Source organism: Clostridium saccharobutylicum DSM 13864, assembly GCF_000473995.1.
In the GTDB taxonomy this organism is placed as follows: Bacteria; Bacillota; Clostridia; order Clostridiales; family Clostridiaceae; genus Clostridium; species Clostridium saccharobutylicum.
Map to the genome: position 1 here is coordinate 3,025,619 of NC_022571.1, position 14,627 is coordinate 3,040,245.

Below are 14,627 nucleotides of genomic sequence, written 5' to 3' on the forward strand. Positions count from 1 at the left end.
CTGTCTAATTATTATTCTTAAAATATATGTCACTCGTTCCATTTAATATTTTTTTAGTTCATTCATAATACATATGTTAAAATTTTAATTTTTCATTAAAATCAAGGTACAAATATAATTTAAGCTTAATTATTTTTTAACATACATACAATATAATTATTTACTCTTAATATTTTTATGGCAATAAGGACATGGAATTTCATCATTGCTGCTTAGTGCTGATTGCTCAATGAAGATTGGTTTATTACAGTGAACACAATTTACTTCTGTGTATTCATCTTCCATATCATTTAATTCGTCAATAGATACTTCTTCAAATAATTCGTCTTGAATATCTGTCAAATCATCATCCATGAATTTCATATTTTCTTCAATAGCTTCTTGATTTACTGTTAACTCTTCAATTTTATCACTCATAATTGTTAAAATAGAAAATACTTTATCAAAACACTCTTTGTATTCGTCATTTTGTATTTTAGATAAATTGTTTTTTAAACCTTCAATCTCACTTCTAAGCTTTTTCATAAATTCCCACTTCCTCTTCGCATTTCTAAAATGTCAAAGCACATTTCAAAAACCAACAAACTTATCTCCCAAGCCTATTTTTCATCATGCTGTGTTAGCGTATTCCTCTAATAGCCAGCCATGAGACAAATCCATTTCCTTGCCTAACGAAAAATATTCATAGTATTTTGAACTTGTTATTTTCTTTCATATGCTTAACTTTCTGTTTTGTTATGCCTTAAATATAAATAAAGTTGTTAAGCTTATATGCTTAACAACTTAACTTATGGATTAAACTCTTTCCATGTATTCGCCAGTTCTAGTATCTATTCTTATAACATCACCTTCATTAACGAACATAGGAACGCTTACTATTGCACCTGTTTCAACTGTTGCTGGTTTTAATGCATTAGTAGTTGTATTTCCTTTAACTCCTGGTTCTGAATGTGTGATTTGTAATTCAACGAAGTTTGGAGCTTCAACTGAGAATGCTTCACCCTTGAAGAATTTAATAGTTGCAAACATATTTTCCTTTAAGAATTTTATTGCTTCTTCAACCTTTTCATGGTTTAAAGGAATTTGTTCAAATGTTTCTTGATCCATGAAGTAATATAATTCTCCATCTGAATAAAGATATTGCATTTCTTTTCTTTCAATTACAGCTTCTTGTAATTTTTCAGTTGGGTTAAATGTTCTATCTACAACTCCTCCTGAGATTACGTTTCTAAGTTTAGTTCTTACGAATGCAGCTCCTTTACCTGGTTTAACATGTAAAAAATCTGTTACTGTAAATACTTGTCCATCGAACTCAAAAGTAGTTCCTTTTCTTAAGTCTCCTGCTGATATCATAAAATATCCCTCCAAATTTATAAAATAATTACAATGTAAAATTAACACTCAAACGCTAAGCTTAATACTCGATCGTTGACATAACAATGATATTTTATCAAAATAGAATAATAATTGCAATTATTTCTGGTTACTTTCCAGTAAAATTTTATAAATTAATTTAATTCTAACCTTTTATTTGTCAATTAATTCTAAAACAATTGAATTTTCATCTTTATTTTTATTAATATTAAAATCGATAATTTCACATTCAGGTAATTTTGATAATTCTTTTAACAATTCTTCCTTATCACCTTTTATCTTAACTTTAACATGCCAATCTTCATTAACTTTATTTGCTGATAAAATCTCCTTTCCTTTTAAGCAATTCAGTTCTTCAGTTATTTCTGCTAAAGTTGCATGTGTTTTTATATTCTCTGGAGTCATGCATTGTTTACTTTTTTTCTCTTCTTCAAGTTTATTAATACAAAATATTTGCACAAAACTTAATGCAATCATAACCGTTATCGCCACATGCTTATATTTCTTATTCATTCAAATTTACCTCTAGTTTATATTTTCCTTCTTCAGTTCTAGTTACATCTTTAATATTAATCTGTTCTTCTGAATCCAATTCACCAGCTTTTTCTAAACCATCAACTATGATTTCACCATTATTACTATCTATATTTACCTCCTCTATATCATCTCTAATTGCATTGTTTATCCATGTGTTAATATTACTTAAATCGACTTGATTATTTTTAATATATGATACATTTACTTGACTTTCTACTGGTTTTTCTTTAAATTCCATCACACTCTTAATAGTAAATGGAATAATTAGTAGGTTTATCATAAAAAACAATATAAATATTTCATTTTCATTCTTTGTTTTCTTTTCCTGCATTTTATTATAAAATTTTTCTGGTATAAACCCTTTATTTTTCATATATCCTATCATTAATCAAATCTCCCATATTCATTTTTATTATTTGATATTTTTGCTCTAAAAATTCATATTGACTTATATTATCAATATATATTTTCGCAATATCATGATTTTCAACAATTTTATTAAAAATCATCTCTTTACTTTTTTCAACAAACCCGCAATAATATAATCCATTCTTAAACGATATATAATAATAGCATCCATTAAAATTAGTTAGTATATTACAATTAAGAATTTTATTGTTAAATGTTTTAATCATAACTTCTTTTATAATAAATTGAATAGGTATCACATCAATATTTTTAGCACCCTCACTTATCTTATTTATCCTTTCTCCTCCCTTCATTGAATATATTGATATAACATTTCCTTTTTTGTCATAATCATAAACTATATCACCATTTTGCGGAAATTCATTTTTTATTTTTTCGTCAACAAAATGATTTATCTTAAATCTATTCTTTTCTTTAAAATCAAAATGTTTTGCATAAAGTTCTTCCTCTAATATTATGATTTTTCTATCTTTTTTTAATGAATTTATAATTTCATCAATTCTATCAAACTCATATTCTTTATTTTTATGTATAAAAGAATTCCTTTTAAGAATTGTTATTGATTTTCTCATTCTTAAGCTCCTATTCAAGTTGACATATATTTTTATTATTAACTATTCTCTATACTTTTATTCTCAATTTCTTCAAATTTATAGGTTGGAATCAAAATTATCTTACCGTTCTTAATCTTATATTTTATTTCCCGTTTTCTACTTGTATTGTCACCTTTAGTAGTTACTAAATAAAGTTTTTTATCTTCCTTTTCATATTCAAGAATATTTCCATTTATATTCTCTGTAAAATCTTCATTAAAATATTCTTTTTTCTCATCATCAACGCTATCTATATTTTCATTAAGTCGTTTCATAAATTCACTTAATATATTTTCTTCATTGCTATTCATATCATAAATATCGGAATCAAGTTTATATAACACTTCTAATTCTCTATTATTTTTCATCATATGAAATAAAAAGTTTCCAATCATAAGCATAAGTGATAATATTATCATGGTGCTTATTAATATGTTTCCTTTCTTTTTCAGATACATCTAATAAATTCCTTTCCATCCTTCTCCTTTACAATTAAATAAATCAATTTTTCTTTTTGCTTAAAACTAATTTTATCTATATTCTCAAGCATAATGTTAATAGTTTCTACAACTCCATTTCTCATATATACTAAAACAATCTTACCATCATTAAATCTTATGATTTTTTGTAGATTCCCCTTCTTTTCACCATAAGAGAATAAAATATAATCATCTTCAAGTAATATGTCCTTTAAATCATCTTCTCCTATCATATTATCTAAGTTTATATAAAAATTTTGAAGATCATTATATTCAGTTGTAAGCTTCGCTGATTCTATATAAGACTTATACATTAATGTAAATATATTTATACCTTCCACTAGTACAATTGTAGTTACAAAAATATATACTAATGATTCAATGATTGTAAATCCAACTTTTCTTGATTGTTTAACATACCTCTTCTGCATCATCCATCCACCAACTTTTAGTGAAGTCTTCTTCTACATTTATTTCATTATTGTCCTCTTTAATATTCGCTTCAATTTTCAACTTTAACTTTTTTTCATCTTCTCCTACCTTCATTATTTTAATATCATCACCTCTTCGAAAATCCGAAATATTTTTATTAATTAAATCTTTAGAAAAATCATCATAGTATTGAAATCCAACTTCATTATTTTCTAATAAATTATTTATCTCATTTTTGTCAACATTATATTTAAATTCATTAATGATATTATATACAGTTCTATCAACCTCTTCCGACAACATTCTTTCTTTAAGTATACGGTAATTTTGTATATTTGCCTTTACAATAAATGTTGATGTTAAACTTACAATCATCAATGAAGCAACCACTTCAATTAATATGCTGCCTTCTTTCTTCATATATCCTCCACGTCTTCAGTAGATATAGAATCCACACCAACTCTTATTGTTATGAAATGTTTCTTTTTGAATTTATCTAAAATTATTATTGTATTACCCTTTTCAATTTTTCCTTCTGGCGTTATAACTAAATTAATATTGTTACTAATAAATTTTAATTCACTTGGTAAAACTATTTTCTTTTCTATACCATCCCATCCTTCTTCGAATTTAATTTCATTTATCTTTCCATTTACAGTGATTTTGCCATAATTATTTTTTTCCTTACAAACTGCTTTTCCATAAGATAATAAATTTTGTACTTCATAAACATATGCTGTATCTTTCATATCCACTTCTAAATTATTTTTAAATTTATACAATGTTAAACATATACCCGATAATATGATTAATATAAATATGCTCACTATTGTTTCAATTAATGTAAACCCATTTTTCATCATTTATCTTATCCCACTTTGAAGCGCATCAAATAATGGCAGTACAAATACTAACAAAAATATTGCTATGCAAACAGCCATTATTACTATGAAAATAGGATTAATGTATGATAAATACTTTTGAATTTTTTGATATAATTTACGCTCCAAACTATTCGACAATTCTTTAAATCCCTCTTCTATAGTTCCGCTTTCTTCTTTTATTCTCACTATTGCTAACGTATATTTAGAGCATATTCCACTCTTTTCAAGTGATTGGGTTAATGTATAACCTTGAAGAATACTTTTATTTATATCCTTTACTTTTTCCCTTAAATAAAATGTAGTAATACTCTCCTCACAGTATTCAAGAGCTGTTGAAATATTAATTCCTGTAGATATAATTATTGAAAATAGCAAAATCATTATATACTCAAAAAATTCTTGCACTATTTGTATTCTCAAAAGTTTCTCAGTATTAATTTTTTTTAATAAATATCGCAAAAATATTATTAGCAACAAACTCCAAGAAATAAAAGCTGTAACTATAACACTATAATTAGTATTCAAATTTATATTTAAGTCATATAATAACTTACATACGCCCTTTAACGGAATACCCATAGACTTATAAATATCACAGAAACCTGGCAATACTTTTTTCACCAAATAAACAAACATTATTCCTAACGATGCTAATATGAAACAGGGATATCTTGTAGCATTTTTTATTTTTGTCTTTATTAAATTGACTTTATCATAATATATACTTAAGCCATTTAATACTTCATATAGTTTTCCTGTATTTTCTCCTATAGCAATTATGCCTGTAAAATCTTTTGGATATAAGTATTTGAATTGACTAAATGATTCAGATAGACTTTTCCCCTCTTTTATAGAAAACAAAACTTTAGATAGACTATTTTTATAAGATTTGTTAGTAACAAGATCTCTAACTAGTTCTAGTGCTGTATTAAGATGGATTCCATCCTTATAGATTTGTGCTAAATTTCCTGCAATTAACGATAACTGCTTTTTATTTACCTTTTCCTTATTCACTCAACCTCTCTCCCTCTATAAATTCCAAGTAATCTTGATATTGTATTTTCCCTCCAGCTAATAACTTTTCTAAATCACATTTCATATTTTTATTAGACAAATAGCTGCTATCTTCATATAGCTCTTTAATTTTCTTCTTATTTTCATCTTGTAAAAAATATACTGAACTTACTACTTTACGACCTTCATATCCTGAATAATTACATGATTTGCATCCGCATTTTTTATATACTGTCATGCCATTAAATGAATTTTGCTTATCTTTCACTTTACATTTACTACATAAGATTTTTACTAATCTTTGAGATATAATTCCTATTAATGCATCATCAATCAAATAAGGCTTAATTCCCATATTCTCAAGTCTTAAATACACATCTCTTGCTGATTTACAATGTATAGTACTATAAACTTTATGTCCTGTAATTGATGCTCTTACAGCCATTGCTGCAGTTTCTTCATCTCTAATTTCCCCAAGCATTATAACATCGGGATCTTGCCTCAAAATACTTCTAAGACCTGTTGAAAAATCTATATCTAGCTTTCTATTTAAACTCATTTGATTTACATTATCCATTACAACTTCTACTGGATCTTCCAATGTTGTAATATTCAAAACTCTTGAATCTATTTCTCTTAATATTGTATATAAAGTAGTTGATTTTCCAGCTCCAGTTGGTCCATTCACTATTACAAGACCATTATTCATTGATATTATTTTTCTTATAATCTCAATTTCATCATATGAAAAACCTAAATCCTCAAGTTTGTAATTAAAATTATCACAATAAAGTATCCTTATGACCAGTTTTTCCCCATATACAAGAGGTATAGACGATACCCTTAGGTCATATTTTGCATTATTATAATTAACAATAATTTTTCCATCTTGAGGACGACGTTTTTCTGTTATATCCATGTTTGAGTTCAACTTTATTTTTGATACAAGAGTTGCATATTCTCTTATTTCCATCTTATGGACTAATATTAAACTTCCATTAATCCTATATCTTATATCAACATAAGTTTTATGAGGTTCAAAATGAATATCACTTGCTTTACTCTTTATCGCATTGAATATCAAAGTTTTTTCTAAATTTCTATCTTCAATTCCAAATATTATTTCTTTTAACTTTTCATAATTTTTCTCCTCAATACTTTGCAAATTTATTTTTTTATTATATATAAATTCTAAATATTCATCTGCTCCATTCTTAATATCACACGCTAAAACAATAACTTCCGTTTCCCTATCACTTATTGGTATAATTTTATAAGTTTCACACATCTCTCTTGTTATCATTTTCGCTATTTTTAAATCTACATCTCTGATATCATATTCTTTTATATTAACCCCTCCTATGCTTATAGATAAACAACTTATAATTTAGAATTATGTGGTAATCAACCGAAATCAGAAATATTTTTGTTACGTAGGGCTATAAAAATTTCGCTGGAGGGTTCCAAATAGATGGTTGCCTCCACTTCAGCATGTTCCAACTATTGAGTGTGACAAGCTAAAGTGGAATAACCACCTATTAAGAACTTTAAGCAGCTCATTTTCAAATGCCTACTACACAAAAATATTTCTAATTTCTAGTAAAGATATTAACCTCAAATGAATCTAATTCTCAAATTGTTTATCTATACCTAACGTACAAAATATTCTACATAACATTTATTTACACATCATATAGAGCTCTGCCAAATGATAATTAGCTAATCATCTATTGAAGTATTATACTTATCTATAATGTAGATATATCAATCTAATTTTGATAACTTTCTTTGCATCTTATATATTTCATTTTCCATTTTAAGGAAAATAAAATATAGTTTAATCTTAACCCAAAATACAAACTATTATTCAATGTTTTTTATTTAATTTTGAATTTCATCTATCCCAGATTATGTATTGCAATATTTTAACTTTTAATACCACTCAATTGTATTTCCTATTTTATAAACTCTTACCCAGCTCTTATTATTAATAGAATATGAATTTAATATGTCATTCATATTTTTTTAACCGTCCTTGAATATAATTTGGTGCAAATAGCACAAATTCTAATATATTCTTTTAAAGTAGTTGTCTTTTCGAAACTAACTCTATTAAATTTAATATCATCATCTGTATCTTTTAGAATTTTTTCAAATTCATCTTCAGTAGTTTGTGATTTTAGTAAATCTAAAAATAAATAAAACATTTTCTCACATCCTAATCTAAATTCAAAGGTCCAGCTTTTCTACATTTTATGATCACATCAATTTATTCAACCAAAGAACTTACCAAATTTAATATTAGTTGCAAAAATTGCACTAGCTCAAAATAAAAGAAATCAAGATAACTAAAAATTTATCCTGATTTCTTTATTAGGTAAAGATAAATAAACATTTTTTTGATTTTGATATTATATTAATTATTTCTTATAGTTCCTTATAACTAAAATTAAAGTTTACATCTTTTGATATTAATTTAACTCTACAAATTATAATTTATCTCTCAGTAAATACTACACTATTTAATCTTATAAACTACATTCAATTATCAAGTCGGTATTATCTACATGGCACACATGCCATCAATAATATATCTTCATCTCAAAATTAAAGTTGATCTGAAGATATGTTAAATATATACTTGTACCCTTAGTTTCAAATCATATCATTTCTATCTAATCCATTGTCTACAAGAATAGCATACAATGTACCATCTGCTTTCATCTCATTAATTTTTTCATTTAGAGCATTTAATAGTGTAATATCGCTCTTTTTAACTGCTATTCCTGCAGCTGCATGTATTTCAGGATTATATCCTTGTAATGTCTTTAAATAAAATTTTTCATTTTTTAAAGGATATTTTACCAAAGCAGAACCCGATACGCCTGCATCAATCTCCCCCTTATTTATAGCATCCAATAATTTAGTAGTGTCTTCGAAAAACATCACTTCTTTTACTAAGTTATTTTTCTTCCAATCTTGTATCAAATCTGCAAATTTTGTACCTCTTTCAGCTCCAACTACTGCATTTTTCAAATCATCCTTAAAATTAATTTTTGAAACTTTTGGGACAATAACAACTTCTGATTCCTTATATATTGGTTGAGTAAATGATACTATTTCTTCACGCTCAGGAGTTATATATATACCATCTGCTGCTACATCTATACTATCATCAGCATTTAATTGTTTTAATAGATCTACAAATGATATTTCCTTTTCTTCAATTCTAGTAATTCCAAGTCGCTTTGCAATTTCAGCTATTATATCAGCATCAATTCCACTTAGCTTATTTGTTTGAGGATCTATATAGACAAAAGGTTTGTCATTTGCGGAAGCAAGAGTTAATACTCCTTTTTCTCTTATTGTTTGTAACCTATCCTCTCCTTGGACAATATTTGTTGTTGTAATTTTACTACTACCCGAATCACATCCGATTATTACAATAAGACCTATAATAACAATTAAAGTGAATATTTTTTTCATAAATAAAAATCTCCTTAAAAACGTCAATCATCTTTTATAGTTAGTGTTTGGAATCTAAATATAACTTATTCGCATTTTTAAAATTTTTATTGATTGCTACATCAAATATACAGTAGGTGCACATGTTTTAATATTATTATGAAGTACTTAAAATATAAAAAATACCGCAAATTCAATTTTGAATAATACGGTATCTAATAATTTAATATTTATTATAATTTTATATATTCAGTAACAAAATCAGTAAATATAAGAGATAATATGATAGAACTTGCAAAGAATGACCAATGATTAAGTGACATTCCACCACAAAGTAAAAGTACACTAAGTATTTCTACCTAACCTACCATTATAATATTACTTTTAAACTATAATAGATACAGTTTGTATTACCACATATTATCTGTTACATATTTTCCCCACCAAGTATAAGTACCCCAATTATCAGTCATGTCTAACCAAGCATTATCTGAATCATTGCCGCTCCAAGACCAAGCAATAAATCCTATTTTATTTTGTTTACAATAGTTTATTAAATGTGCAACATCCACCTTACATCCAAGATTGTTACTGCCGTTATTATAATTATAACCAAATTCACCAACTATAATAGGAATTCCTTTGCTTTTGCAACTTCTTAAAAATGAATCTATGCTAGAATTATTATTCCATGAACCATACATATGTATACTGAAGATAACATTCTTATTGGTATTACAGTTATATATATCTTTAGCATATTTCAATATATCGTTACTGTCTTGTCCCCAACCACCTGCATCAATCACAATAGTTCCAGTATAACCAGCTGTACGTATTCTACTTACAGCGTTCTTATAACCATCTCTCCAGACTGTGCTATTAGCTGGTCCCCATTCATTAGCAATATTCAACCAAGCCTTAGGATGATTGTACATTACAGATAAAATATCACTTCTAACCCAATAATTCACACAAGTATTTAGTGTATCTGTTTTAGTCCCTCCTGTTGCATCATGAAGTTCAACTATTGGTTTTAACTCTAAATTATCACATTTAGTAAGAAACTCATCTAATCTTGATGCTGAACCACTTGTATCCCAAACAAGACGTACAGTATTAAACTTGTCACTTGCAACTTTATCAAGAGCAGAATATGATTGGCTATCATACCAAATAGCAGGTACATTCGCACCTCTTATCCATGACGAATCTTCAGCTGCATTAGCTTGGATTTGAAATACACACCCTAAAAAAAATAAAAGTAATGAAGATAAAAGAATTTTGAAATTAATTATTTTTTTCATTTTTAACCCCTCCAAATATTATTTACAGTTACATTATAACAACTATGTAATAATATTCAATATAAATTGTTACCCTTCCGATTTAACTAAAACACAAAAAAGTGACCCCATAACTTTTGGGGTCACCTTCTAATTAATTCCTATAATTTAAAAATACATAATCTACAGATTTTTTTGAAATTGAACTTACGCTTCCATCCTGAGAATAAGCATAAATTTCTTCATCACTTGAATCTTCACCACTCACTCCAACAAACAGAACACTACCATTTTTATCTATAGCTAATCCTTTTTTCGTATCAACTTTTGCAGGAAAATCAAATACTAATCTTTTAGGTTTATTATCTTTAATTTCATATAATGAGTTCACATTATTTAAAGCTTTTCCAGTAAAATATATCTTATCTTTATTTACAATTATATCGGAAAGCTCTTGTATTTTATCTGTTAACATCTTTGTATCTTTAGTTTTTTTATCTATCATCATTAATTGCCTATTATTATCTAATGTCAGCTGTAAAAATAAAACATTATCATTTGTTCCCTTTAAATATGCTAAATATCCTTCTTTTACTTTATATAATAATTTTTCCTGTCCTTCTTTTATGTTATAAGTAAATAAGCCATTTATTCCATCATTACTGACACCATAATAAACCAAAGTGTCAGAATCATACCAATCGTATAGTGTTCCTGATATTGAAACTTCAGATTTAATCTCAACTTGATTATTATCACTTGTTTTGAATATTTTCAGCTTCAAACCATTATCATCTACGAAATAAGAAATATAACCTCCTTCTGGCGATAACTTAAGCTCACTATATCCTTCATCCTTTATACAAAATCTTTGTCCATTATGGATCACAAAAGGTTTTTCATTTTGAATGCATATGTAACTTGAACTATTTTTATCATAAGCTAATATAACATTATCTGTGTTTGCCAAGTTATATTGACCATTATCATAGTTATAAACTTTATAATTTCCGTCTTCACTTTTTAGTACAGCTCCCGAATTTAGCTTGATATCCTCTGCTGCATTAGGCACTTTCTCGTCTTTCACAGAAGATGAACACCCCAATATAAGCAGAGGAAATACAATGAAAGCTAAAATACTCAGATACCATCTTTTAAATGACATCATTGCTAATCCCTCTTTTTACAAATTTGTTGTTCCCTCAAAAGTCACTTCTGCTGGGCCTTTCATATATACATCATTTCCTTGAACGTCTATAATAAGTTCTCCACCTGGTGCCTTAACATATATTTCTTTATCCTTATCTACAAGTCCTAATCTTTTTGCTACAACTACTGATGCAGAACACCCAGTTCCACAAGCAAGTGTTGCTCCTGCTCCTCTTTCCCACGTATCAACTCTTATATGAGTTTTATCTATTACTTTAACAAAATTTATATTACTTCCTTCTTTAAATAGATGAAACTTTTCTATCTTTGAACCTTCTCCTATAGCATCATAATCCCTATCATTTCCAAAAATAACAGTATGAGGCACACCCATTAGTACTGTAGTAACTCTATAAGTTTTATTATCTACAATAATATCAGTATCAATAAGACTGTCTAAATTATTTAAAGGTATATCGTGTCCATCATAAGATGGATTCCCCATATATACTTTTACGTATTTTACATTTGCATCTTCTAATATTATTTCAATTTCCTTAACGCCATCTCCAGTTTCAACAGAAAATTTAGTGCTGTTAGCTATATTGTGTTCATAAACATATTTTCCAAAACATCTTATAGCATTTCCACACATATTAGCTCTTGAGCCATCTGCATTTATTATAACCATCTTAGCCTGTGCAACTTCTGATTTTCTAACTATGACTAACCCATCAGCTCCAATACCAAAATGTCTATCACAAAGCTTTTCAGCCAATCTACATTCATCCTCTATTTCATTGTTAAAATCCTCAATAAATACAAAATCATTTCCTGCTCCCTGCATTTTATAAAAATTCATTTGATTTCCTCCTTGCTATAATGTTTATTGCCAATATTTCTAATATATATTAATTGTCAGTATCTGTCTATATATAATTTAATATATTTTAAAATTCTCTCTTATGCTTATGATATCTAACATACTATTAAGACACATTTCAAATATAATACAAATATACTTCCTTGCCTAATCAAAAATAATCCTGGCATTTTGGACTTGTTATTTTCTTTCATGTGCCTAATTGATAATCATGCATTTATAATGTTATACTATTCTTAGTTTACTAAGAAAGGATGACATAATATGGCATTAGATGGTATCTACTTATATAGTTTAATAAATAATTTAAAAGAATCGCTATTAGATTCAAAAATAGATAAAATAAATCAACCTGAAAAAGATGAAATTATTTTAACTTTAAGAAAAGAAAGAAAAAATTTAAAACTTTTGATTTCTGCATCTCCTAGATTTGCAAGAATCCATTTAACCAATACAGTTAAGTCTAACCCAATTAAAGCACCTATGTACTTAATGGTACTTAGAAAATATATCCTAGGAGGAAGAATTACAAAACTCATTCAAAAAGATAATGATAGAATTTTAATAATAGAAATCGAAAATAGAGACGAATTAGGTTTTGATAGTGTTTACTCTCTTATTGTTGAAATTATGGGGCGTCATTCTAATATTACTTTAGTTAGAAATAGAGACAATAAAGTTATGGAATCAATAAAGCATATTACCCCTGATATAAATAGCTATAGAGTACTCTATCCAGGAGTTAATTATGTTTATCCTCCTGCCACAACAAAATTAAATCCTATTTCAGTAACTTACGAAGAATTAAATTCTTTTGTAAATAATCATTCTATTATTTTCGATGAAAAATTCTATTTTAACTGCTTTACTGGAATAAGCAATCTCTTATCCAATGATTTATATTATAACACTATTGAATGTAACAGTTCACCTACTGTAGAAGAAATTTATGAAAGTTTTAAGAAATTTATTAGCAAGTTATCTGAAAACTTATCTTACAATATATATACAAATAAATTAGGTATTTTAAAAGACTTTTATTCATTAAAATTATCTTCTCTAAAAGAAAACTTTGTAGCTATACCTTATGAAGACCCTAATACTTTAATGGATGACTTTTATTCTAAGAAAGATAAACAAGATAGACTTCAAAATAAATCTACAGATTTGCAAAAACTTATTCATACAAATATTGAAAGATGCAATAAAAAAGCAAAAATTCTTTATGAAACATTAAAAGAATGCGAAGAAAAAGATGAATTAAAAATAAAAGGAGATCTTTTAACTTCTTATATCTATACTATAAAAAAGGGTGATAGTGAATGTTCGTTGCTAAATTTCTACAACGAAAACGAAGAAGAATACATGAAAATTAAATTAGATAAAAACAAAACACCATCTGAAAATGTTCAACGTTATTACAAAAAATATAATAAGCTTAAAACATCTCAAGAATATGCTAAAGTTCAACTTGAAAAAAATGTTGATGAAATAAATTACCTAAATTCTGTATTAACTAATATCATTAACGTTGAAAGTTATGATGAAATTGATGAAATAAAAAAAGAATTAATTGAGACAGGATACATACGTTACAAAAAACAAGGCAAAAATGTAAAGAAAGCAAAAACTTCTAAGCCTCATCATTTTGTTTCTAGTGATGGAATTGATATTTATGTTGGAAAAAATAACTTACAAAATGATCACTTAAGTTTAAAGTTTGCGAATAAAAATTATCTATGGCTGCATGCTAAGGATATTCCTGGTTCACATGTTATCGTCTGTTCCTTCGATGTGCCAGATAAAACTCTTGAAGAAGCCGCTATAATTGCTGGTTTCTATAGTAAAGGTAAAAATTCTTTAAAATTACCCGTTGACTATACCAAAGTAAAAGAATTAAAGAAACCTAATGGCTCTAAACCTGGAATGGTAATTTATCACACAAATAAAACCTTAATGATAAACCCAAATGATTTTTCTGAATTATTTGAGCAAAATAAATAGTAAACACCATCAATGTATACAGTGATATTTATTAATCAACAAATTCAATTAAATAAGATTATCTATAATATTATATTTGCATAATATTATAGATAATC

Annotated in this window: 17 protein-coding genes; 1 reads left to right on the plus strand and 16 read right to left on the minus strand. The window is 26.7% G+C overall.

All coding sequences use genetic code 11. The annotated features are described in order from the left end of the window. Positions 1-156: 156 nt before the first annotated feature. The 16 genes from CLSA_RS13015 to dapF form a co-directional block, all read right to left on the minus strand. Complete coding sequence (locus CLSA_RS13015) at positions 157-525, minus strand: CD1247 N-terminal domain-containing protein (protein WP_022746818.1); 369 nt, start codon at positions 523-525, stop codon at positions 157-159. Positions 526-795: 270 nt separating this feature from the next. Beyond that, the gene (efp, locus tag CLSA_RS13020; protein WP_022746819.1) at positions 796-1,353 is read right to left on the minus strand and encodes an elongation factor P; all 558 of its coding nucleotides are present in this window, start codon (positions 1,351-1,353) and stop codon (positions 796-798) included. Positions 1,354-1,527: 174 nt separating this feature from the next. Then, the gene (locus CLSA_RS13025; protein ID WP_022746820.1) at positions 1,528-1,887 is read right to left on the minus strand and encodes a hypothetical protein; all 360 of its coding nucleotides are present in this window, start codon (positions 1,885-1,887) and stop codon (positions 1,528-1,530) included. Then, positions 1,880-2,296 (minus strand): hypothetical protein, encoded by a 417-nt coding sequence (locus CLSA_RS13030; RefSeq protein ID WP_022746821.1) that lies wholly within the window; start codon positions 2,294-2,296, stop codon positions 1,880-1,882. The genes CLSA_RS13025 and CLSA_RS13030 overlap by 8 nt, the downstream gene beginning before the upstream one ends. Beyond that, positions 2,274-2,912, minus strand: coding sequence for a hypothetical protein (locus tag CLSA_RS13035; protein WP_022746822.1), 639 nt, complete (start codon positions 2,910-2,912; stop codon positions 2,274-2,276). Before CLSA_RS13035 ends, CLSA_RS13030 begins: the two co-directional genes overlap by 23 nt. Positions 2,913-2,950: 38 nt before the next feature. Continuing rightward, complete coding sequence (locus CLSA_RS13040; RefSeq protein WP_022746823.1) at positions 2,951-3,391, minus strand: hypothetical protein; 441 nt, start codon at positions 3,389-3,391, stop codon at positions 2,951-2,953. Beyond that, positions 3,382-3,843, minus strand: coding sequence for a competence type IV pilus minor pilin ComGF (locus tag CLSA_RS13045; protein ID WP_041716271.1), 462 nt, complete (start codon positions 3,841-3,843; stop codon positions 3,382-3,384). The genes CLSA_RS13040 and CLSA_RS13045 overlap by 10 nt, the downstream gene beginning before the upstream one ends. Beyond that, complete coding sequence (locus tag CLSA_RS13050) at positions 3,824-4,264, minus strand: hypothetical protein (RefSeq protein WP_022746825.1); 441 nt, start codon at positions 4,262-4,264, stop codon at positions 3,824-3,826. The genes CLSA_RS13045 and CLSA_RS13050 overlap by 20 nt, the downstream gene beginning before the upstream one ends. Further along, positions 4,261-4,707, minus strand: coding sequence for a type II secretion system protein (locus CLSA_RS13055; RefSeq protein WP_022746826.1), 447 nt, complete (start codon positions 4,705-4,707; stop codon positions 4,261-4,263). The genes CLSA_RS13050 and CLSA_RS13055 overlap by 4 nt, the downstream gene beginning before the upstream one ends. Continuing rightward, positions 4,708-5,742 (minus strand): type II secretion system F family protein, encoded by a 1,035-nt coding sequence (locus CLSA_RS13060; RefSeq protein ID WP_022746827.1) that lies wholly within the window; start codon positions 5,740-5,742, stop codon positions 4,708-4,710. It abuts the gene before it with no gap. Beyond that, positions 5,735-7,045 carry a GspE/PulE family protein gene (locus CLSA_RS13065; RefSeq protein WP_022746828.1) on the minus strand — a complete coding sequence of 437 codons (1,311 nt, stop codon included), beginning with the start codon at positions 7,043-7,045 and terminating at the stop codon, positions 5,735-5,737. Before CLSA_RS13065 ends, CLSA_RS13060 begins: the two co-directional genes overlap by 8 nt. A 712-nt stretch (positions 7,046-7,757) precedes the next feature. Next, a complete protein-coding gene (locus CLSA_RS13070; RefSeq protein WP_022746829.1) occupies positions 7,758-7,949 on the minus strand; it encodes a hypothetical protein in 192 nt (63 codons plus the stop codon). Between the two features lie 448 nt (positions 7,950-8,397). After that, positions 8,398-9,228, minus strand: coding sequence for an ABC transporter substrate-binding protein (locus tag CLSA_RS13075; RefSeq protein ID WP_022746830.1), 831 nt, complete (start codon positions 9,226-9,228; stop codon positions 8,398-8,400). 389 nt (positions 9,229-9,617) lie between these two features. After that, the gene (locus tag CLSA_RS13080; protein ID WP_022746831.1) at positions 9,618-10,514 is read right to left on the minus strand and encodes a glycoside hydrolase family 5 protein; all 897 of its coding nucleotides are present in this window, start codon (positions 10,512-10,514) and stop codon (positions 9,618-9,620) included. Positions 10,515-10,647: 133 nt separating this feature from the next. After that, a complete protein-coding gene (locus CLSA_RS13085) occupies positions 10,648-11,580 on the minus strand; it encodes a hypothetical protein (protein WP_236903244.1) in 933 nt (310 codons plus the stop codon). A 96-nt stretch (positions 11,581-11,676) separates the two neighbouring features. Further along, positions 11,677-12,504: a diaminopimelate epimerase gene (gene dapF, locus CLSA_RS13090; protein ID WP_022746833.1), complete on the minus strand. Its 828-nt coding sequence runs from the start codon at positions 12,502-12,504 to the stop codon at positions 11,677-11,679. A 285-nt stretch (positions 12,505-12,789) separates the two neighbouring features. Between dapF and CLSA_RS13095 the strand changes: the two genes are divergently transcribed. Continuing rightward, positions 12,790-14,529 carry an Rqc2 family fibronectin-binding protein gene (locus CLSA_RS13095; protein WP_022746834.1) on the plus strand — a complete coding sequence of 580 codons (1,740 nt, stop codon included), beginning with the start codon at positions 12,790-12,792 and terminating at the stop codon, positions 14,527-14,529. The last annotated feature ends 98 nt before the right edge of the window (positions 14,530-14,627 follow it).

Excerpts from the sequence above, each read along its gene's own strand:
- CLSA_RS13095 (WP_022746834.1), top strand. The coding sequence starts at position 12,790 with ATGGCATTAGATGGTATCTACTTATATAGTTTAATAAATAATTTAAAA.
- CLSA_RS13080 (WP_022746831.1), bottom strand. The coding sequence starts at position 10,514 with ATGAAAAAAATAATTAATTTCAAAATTCTTTTATCTTCATTACTTTTA.
- CLSA_RS13025 (WP_022746820.1), bottom strand. The coding sequence starts at position 1,887 with ATGAATAAGAAATATAAGCATGTGGCGATAACGGTTATGATTGCATTA.
- CLSA_RS13035 (WP_022746822.1), bottom strand. The coding sequence starts at position 2,912 with ATGAGAAAATCAATAACAATTCTTAAAAGGAATTCTTTTATACATAAA.
- CLSA_RS13050 (WP_022746825.1), bottom strand. The coding sequence starts at position 4,264 with ATGAAGAAAGAAGGCAGCATATTAATTGAAGTGGTTGCTTCATTGATG.
- CLSA_RS13030 (WP_022746821.1), bottom strand. The coding sequence starts at position 2,296 with ATGATAGGATATATGAAAAATAAAGGGTTTATACCAGAAAAATTTTAT.
- CLSA_RS13015 (WP_022746818.1), bottom strand. The coding sequence starts at position 525 with ATGAAAAAGCTTAGAAGTGAGATTGAAGGTTTAAAAAACAATTTATCT.
- CLSA_RS13040 (WP_022746823.1), bottom strand. The coding sequence starts at position 3,391 with ATGTATCTGAAAAAGAAAGGAAACATATTAATAAGCACCATGATAATA.
- CLSA_RS13070 (WP_022746829.1), bottom strand. The coding sequence starts at position 7,949 with ATGTTTTATTTATTTTTAGATTTACTAAAATCACAAACTACTGAAGAT.
- CLSA_RS13065 (WP_022746828.1), bottom strand. The coding sequence starts at position 7,045 with ATGATAACAAGAGAGATGTGTGAAACTTATAAAATTATACCAATAAGT.
- CLSA_RS13055 (WP_022746826.1), bottom strand. The coding sequence starts at position 4,707 with ATGATGAAAAATGGGTTTACATTAATTGAAACAATAGTGAGCATATTT.
- dapF (WP_022746833.1), bottom strand. The coding sequence starts at position 12,504 with ATGAATTTTTATAAAATGCAGGGAGCAGGAAATGATTTTGTATTTATT.
- CLSA_RS13045 (WP_041716271.1), bottom strand. The coding sequence starts at position 3,843 with ATGCAGAAGAGGTATGTTAAACAATCAAGAAAAGTTGGATTTACAATC.
- efp (WP_022746819.1), bottom strand. The coding sequence starts at position 1,353 with ATGATATCAGCAGGAGACTTAAGAAAAGGAACTACTTTTGAGTTCGAT.
- CLSA_RS13075 (WP_022746830.1), bottom strand. The coding sequence starts at position 9,228 with ATGAAAAAAATATTCACTTTAATTGTTATTATAGGTCTTATTGTAATA.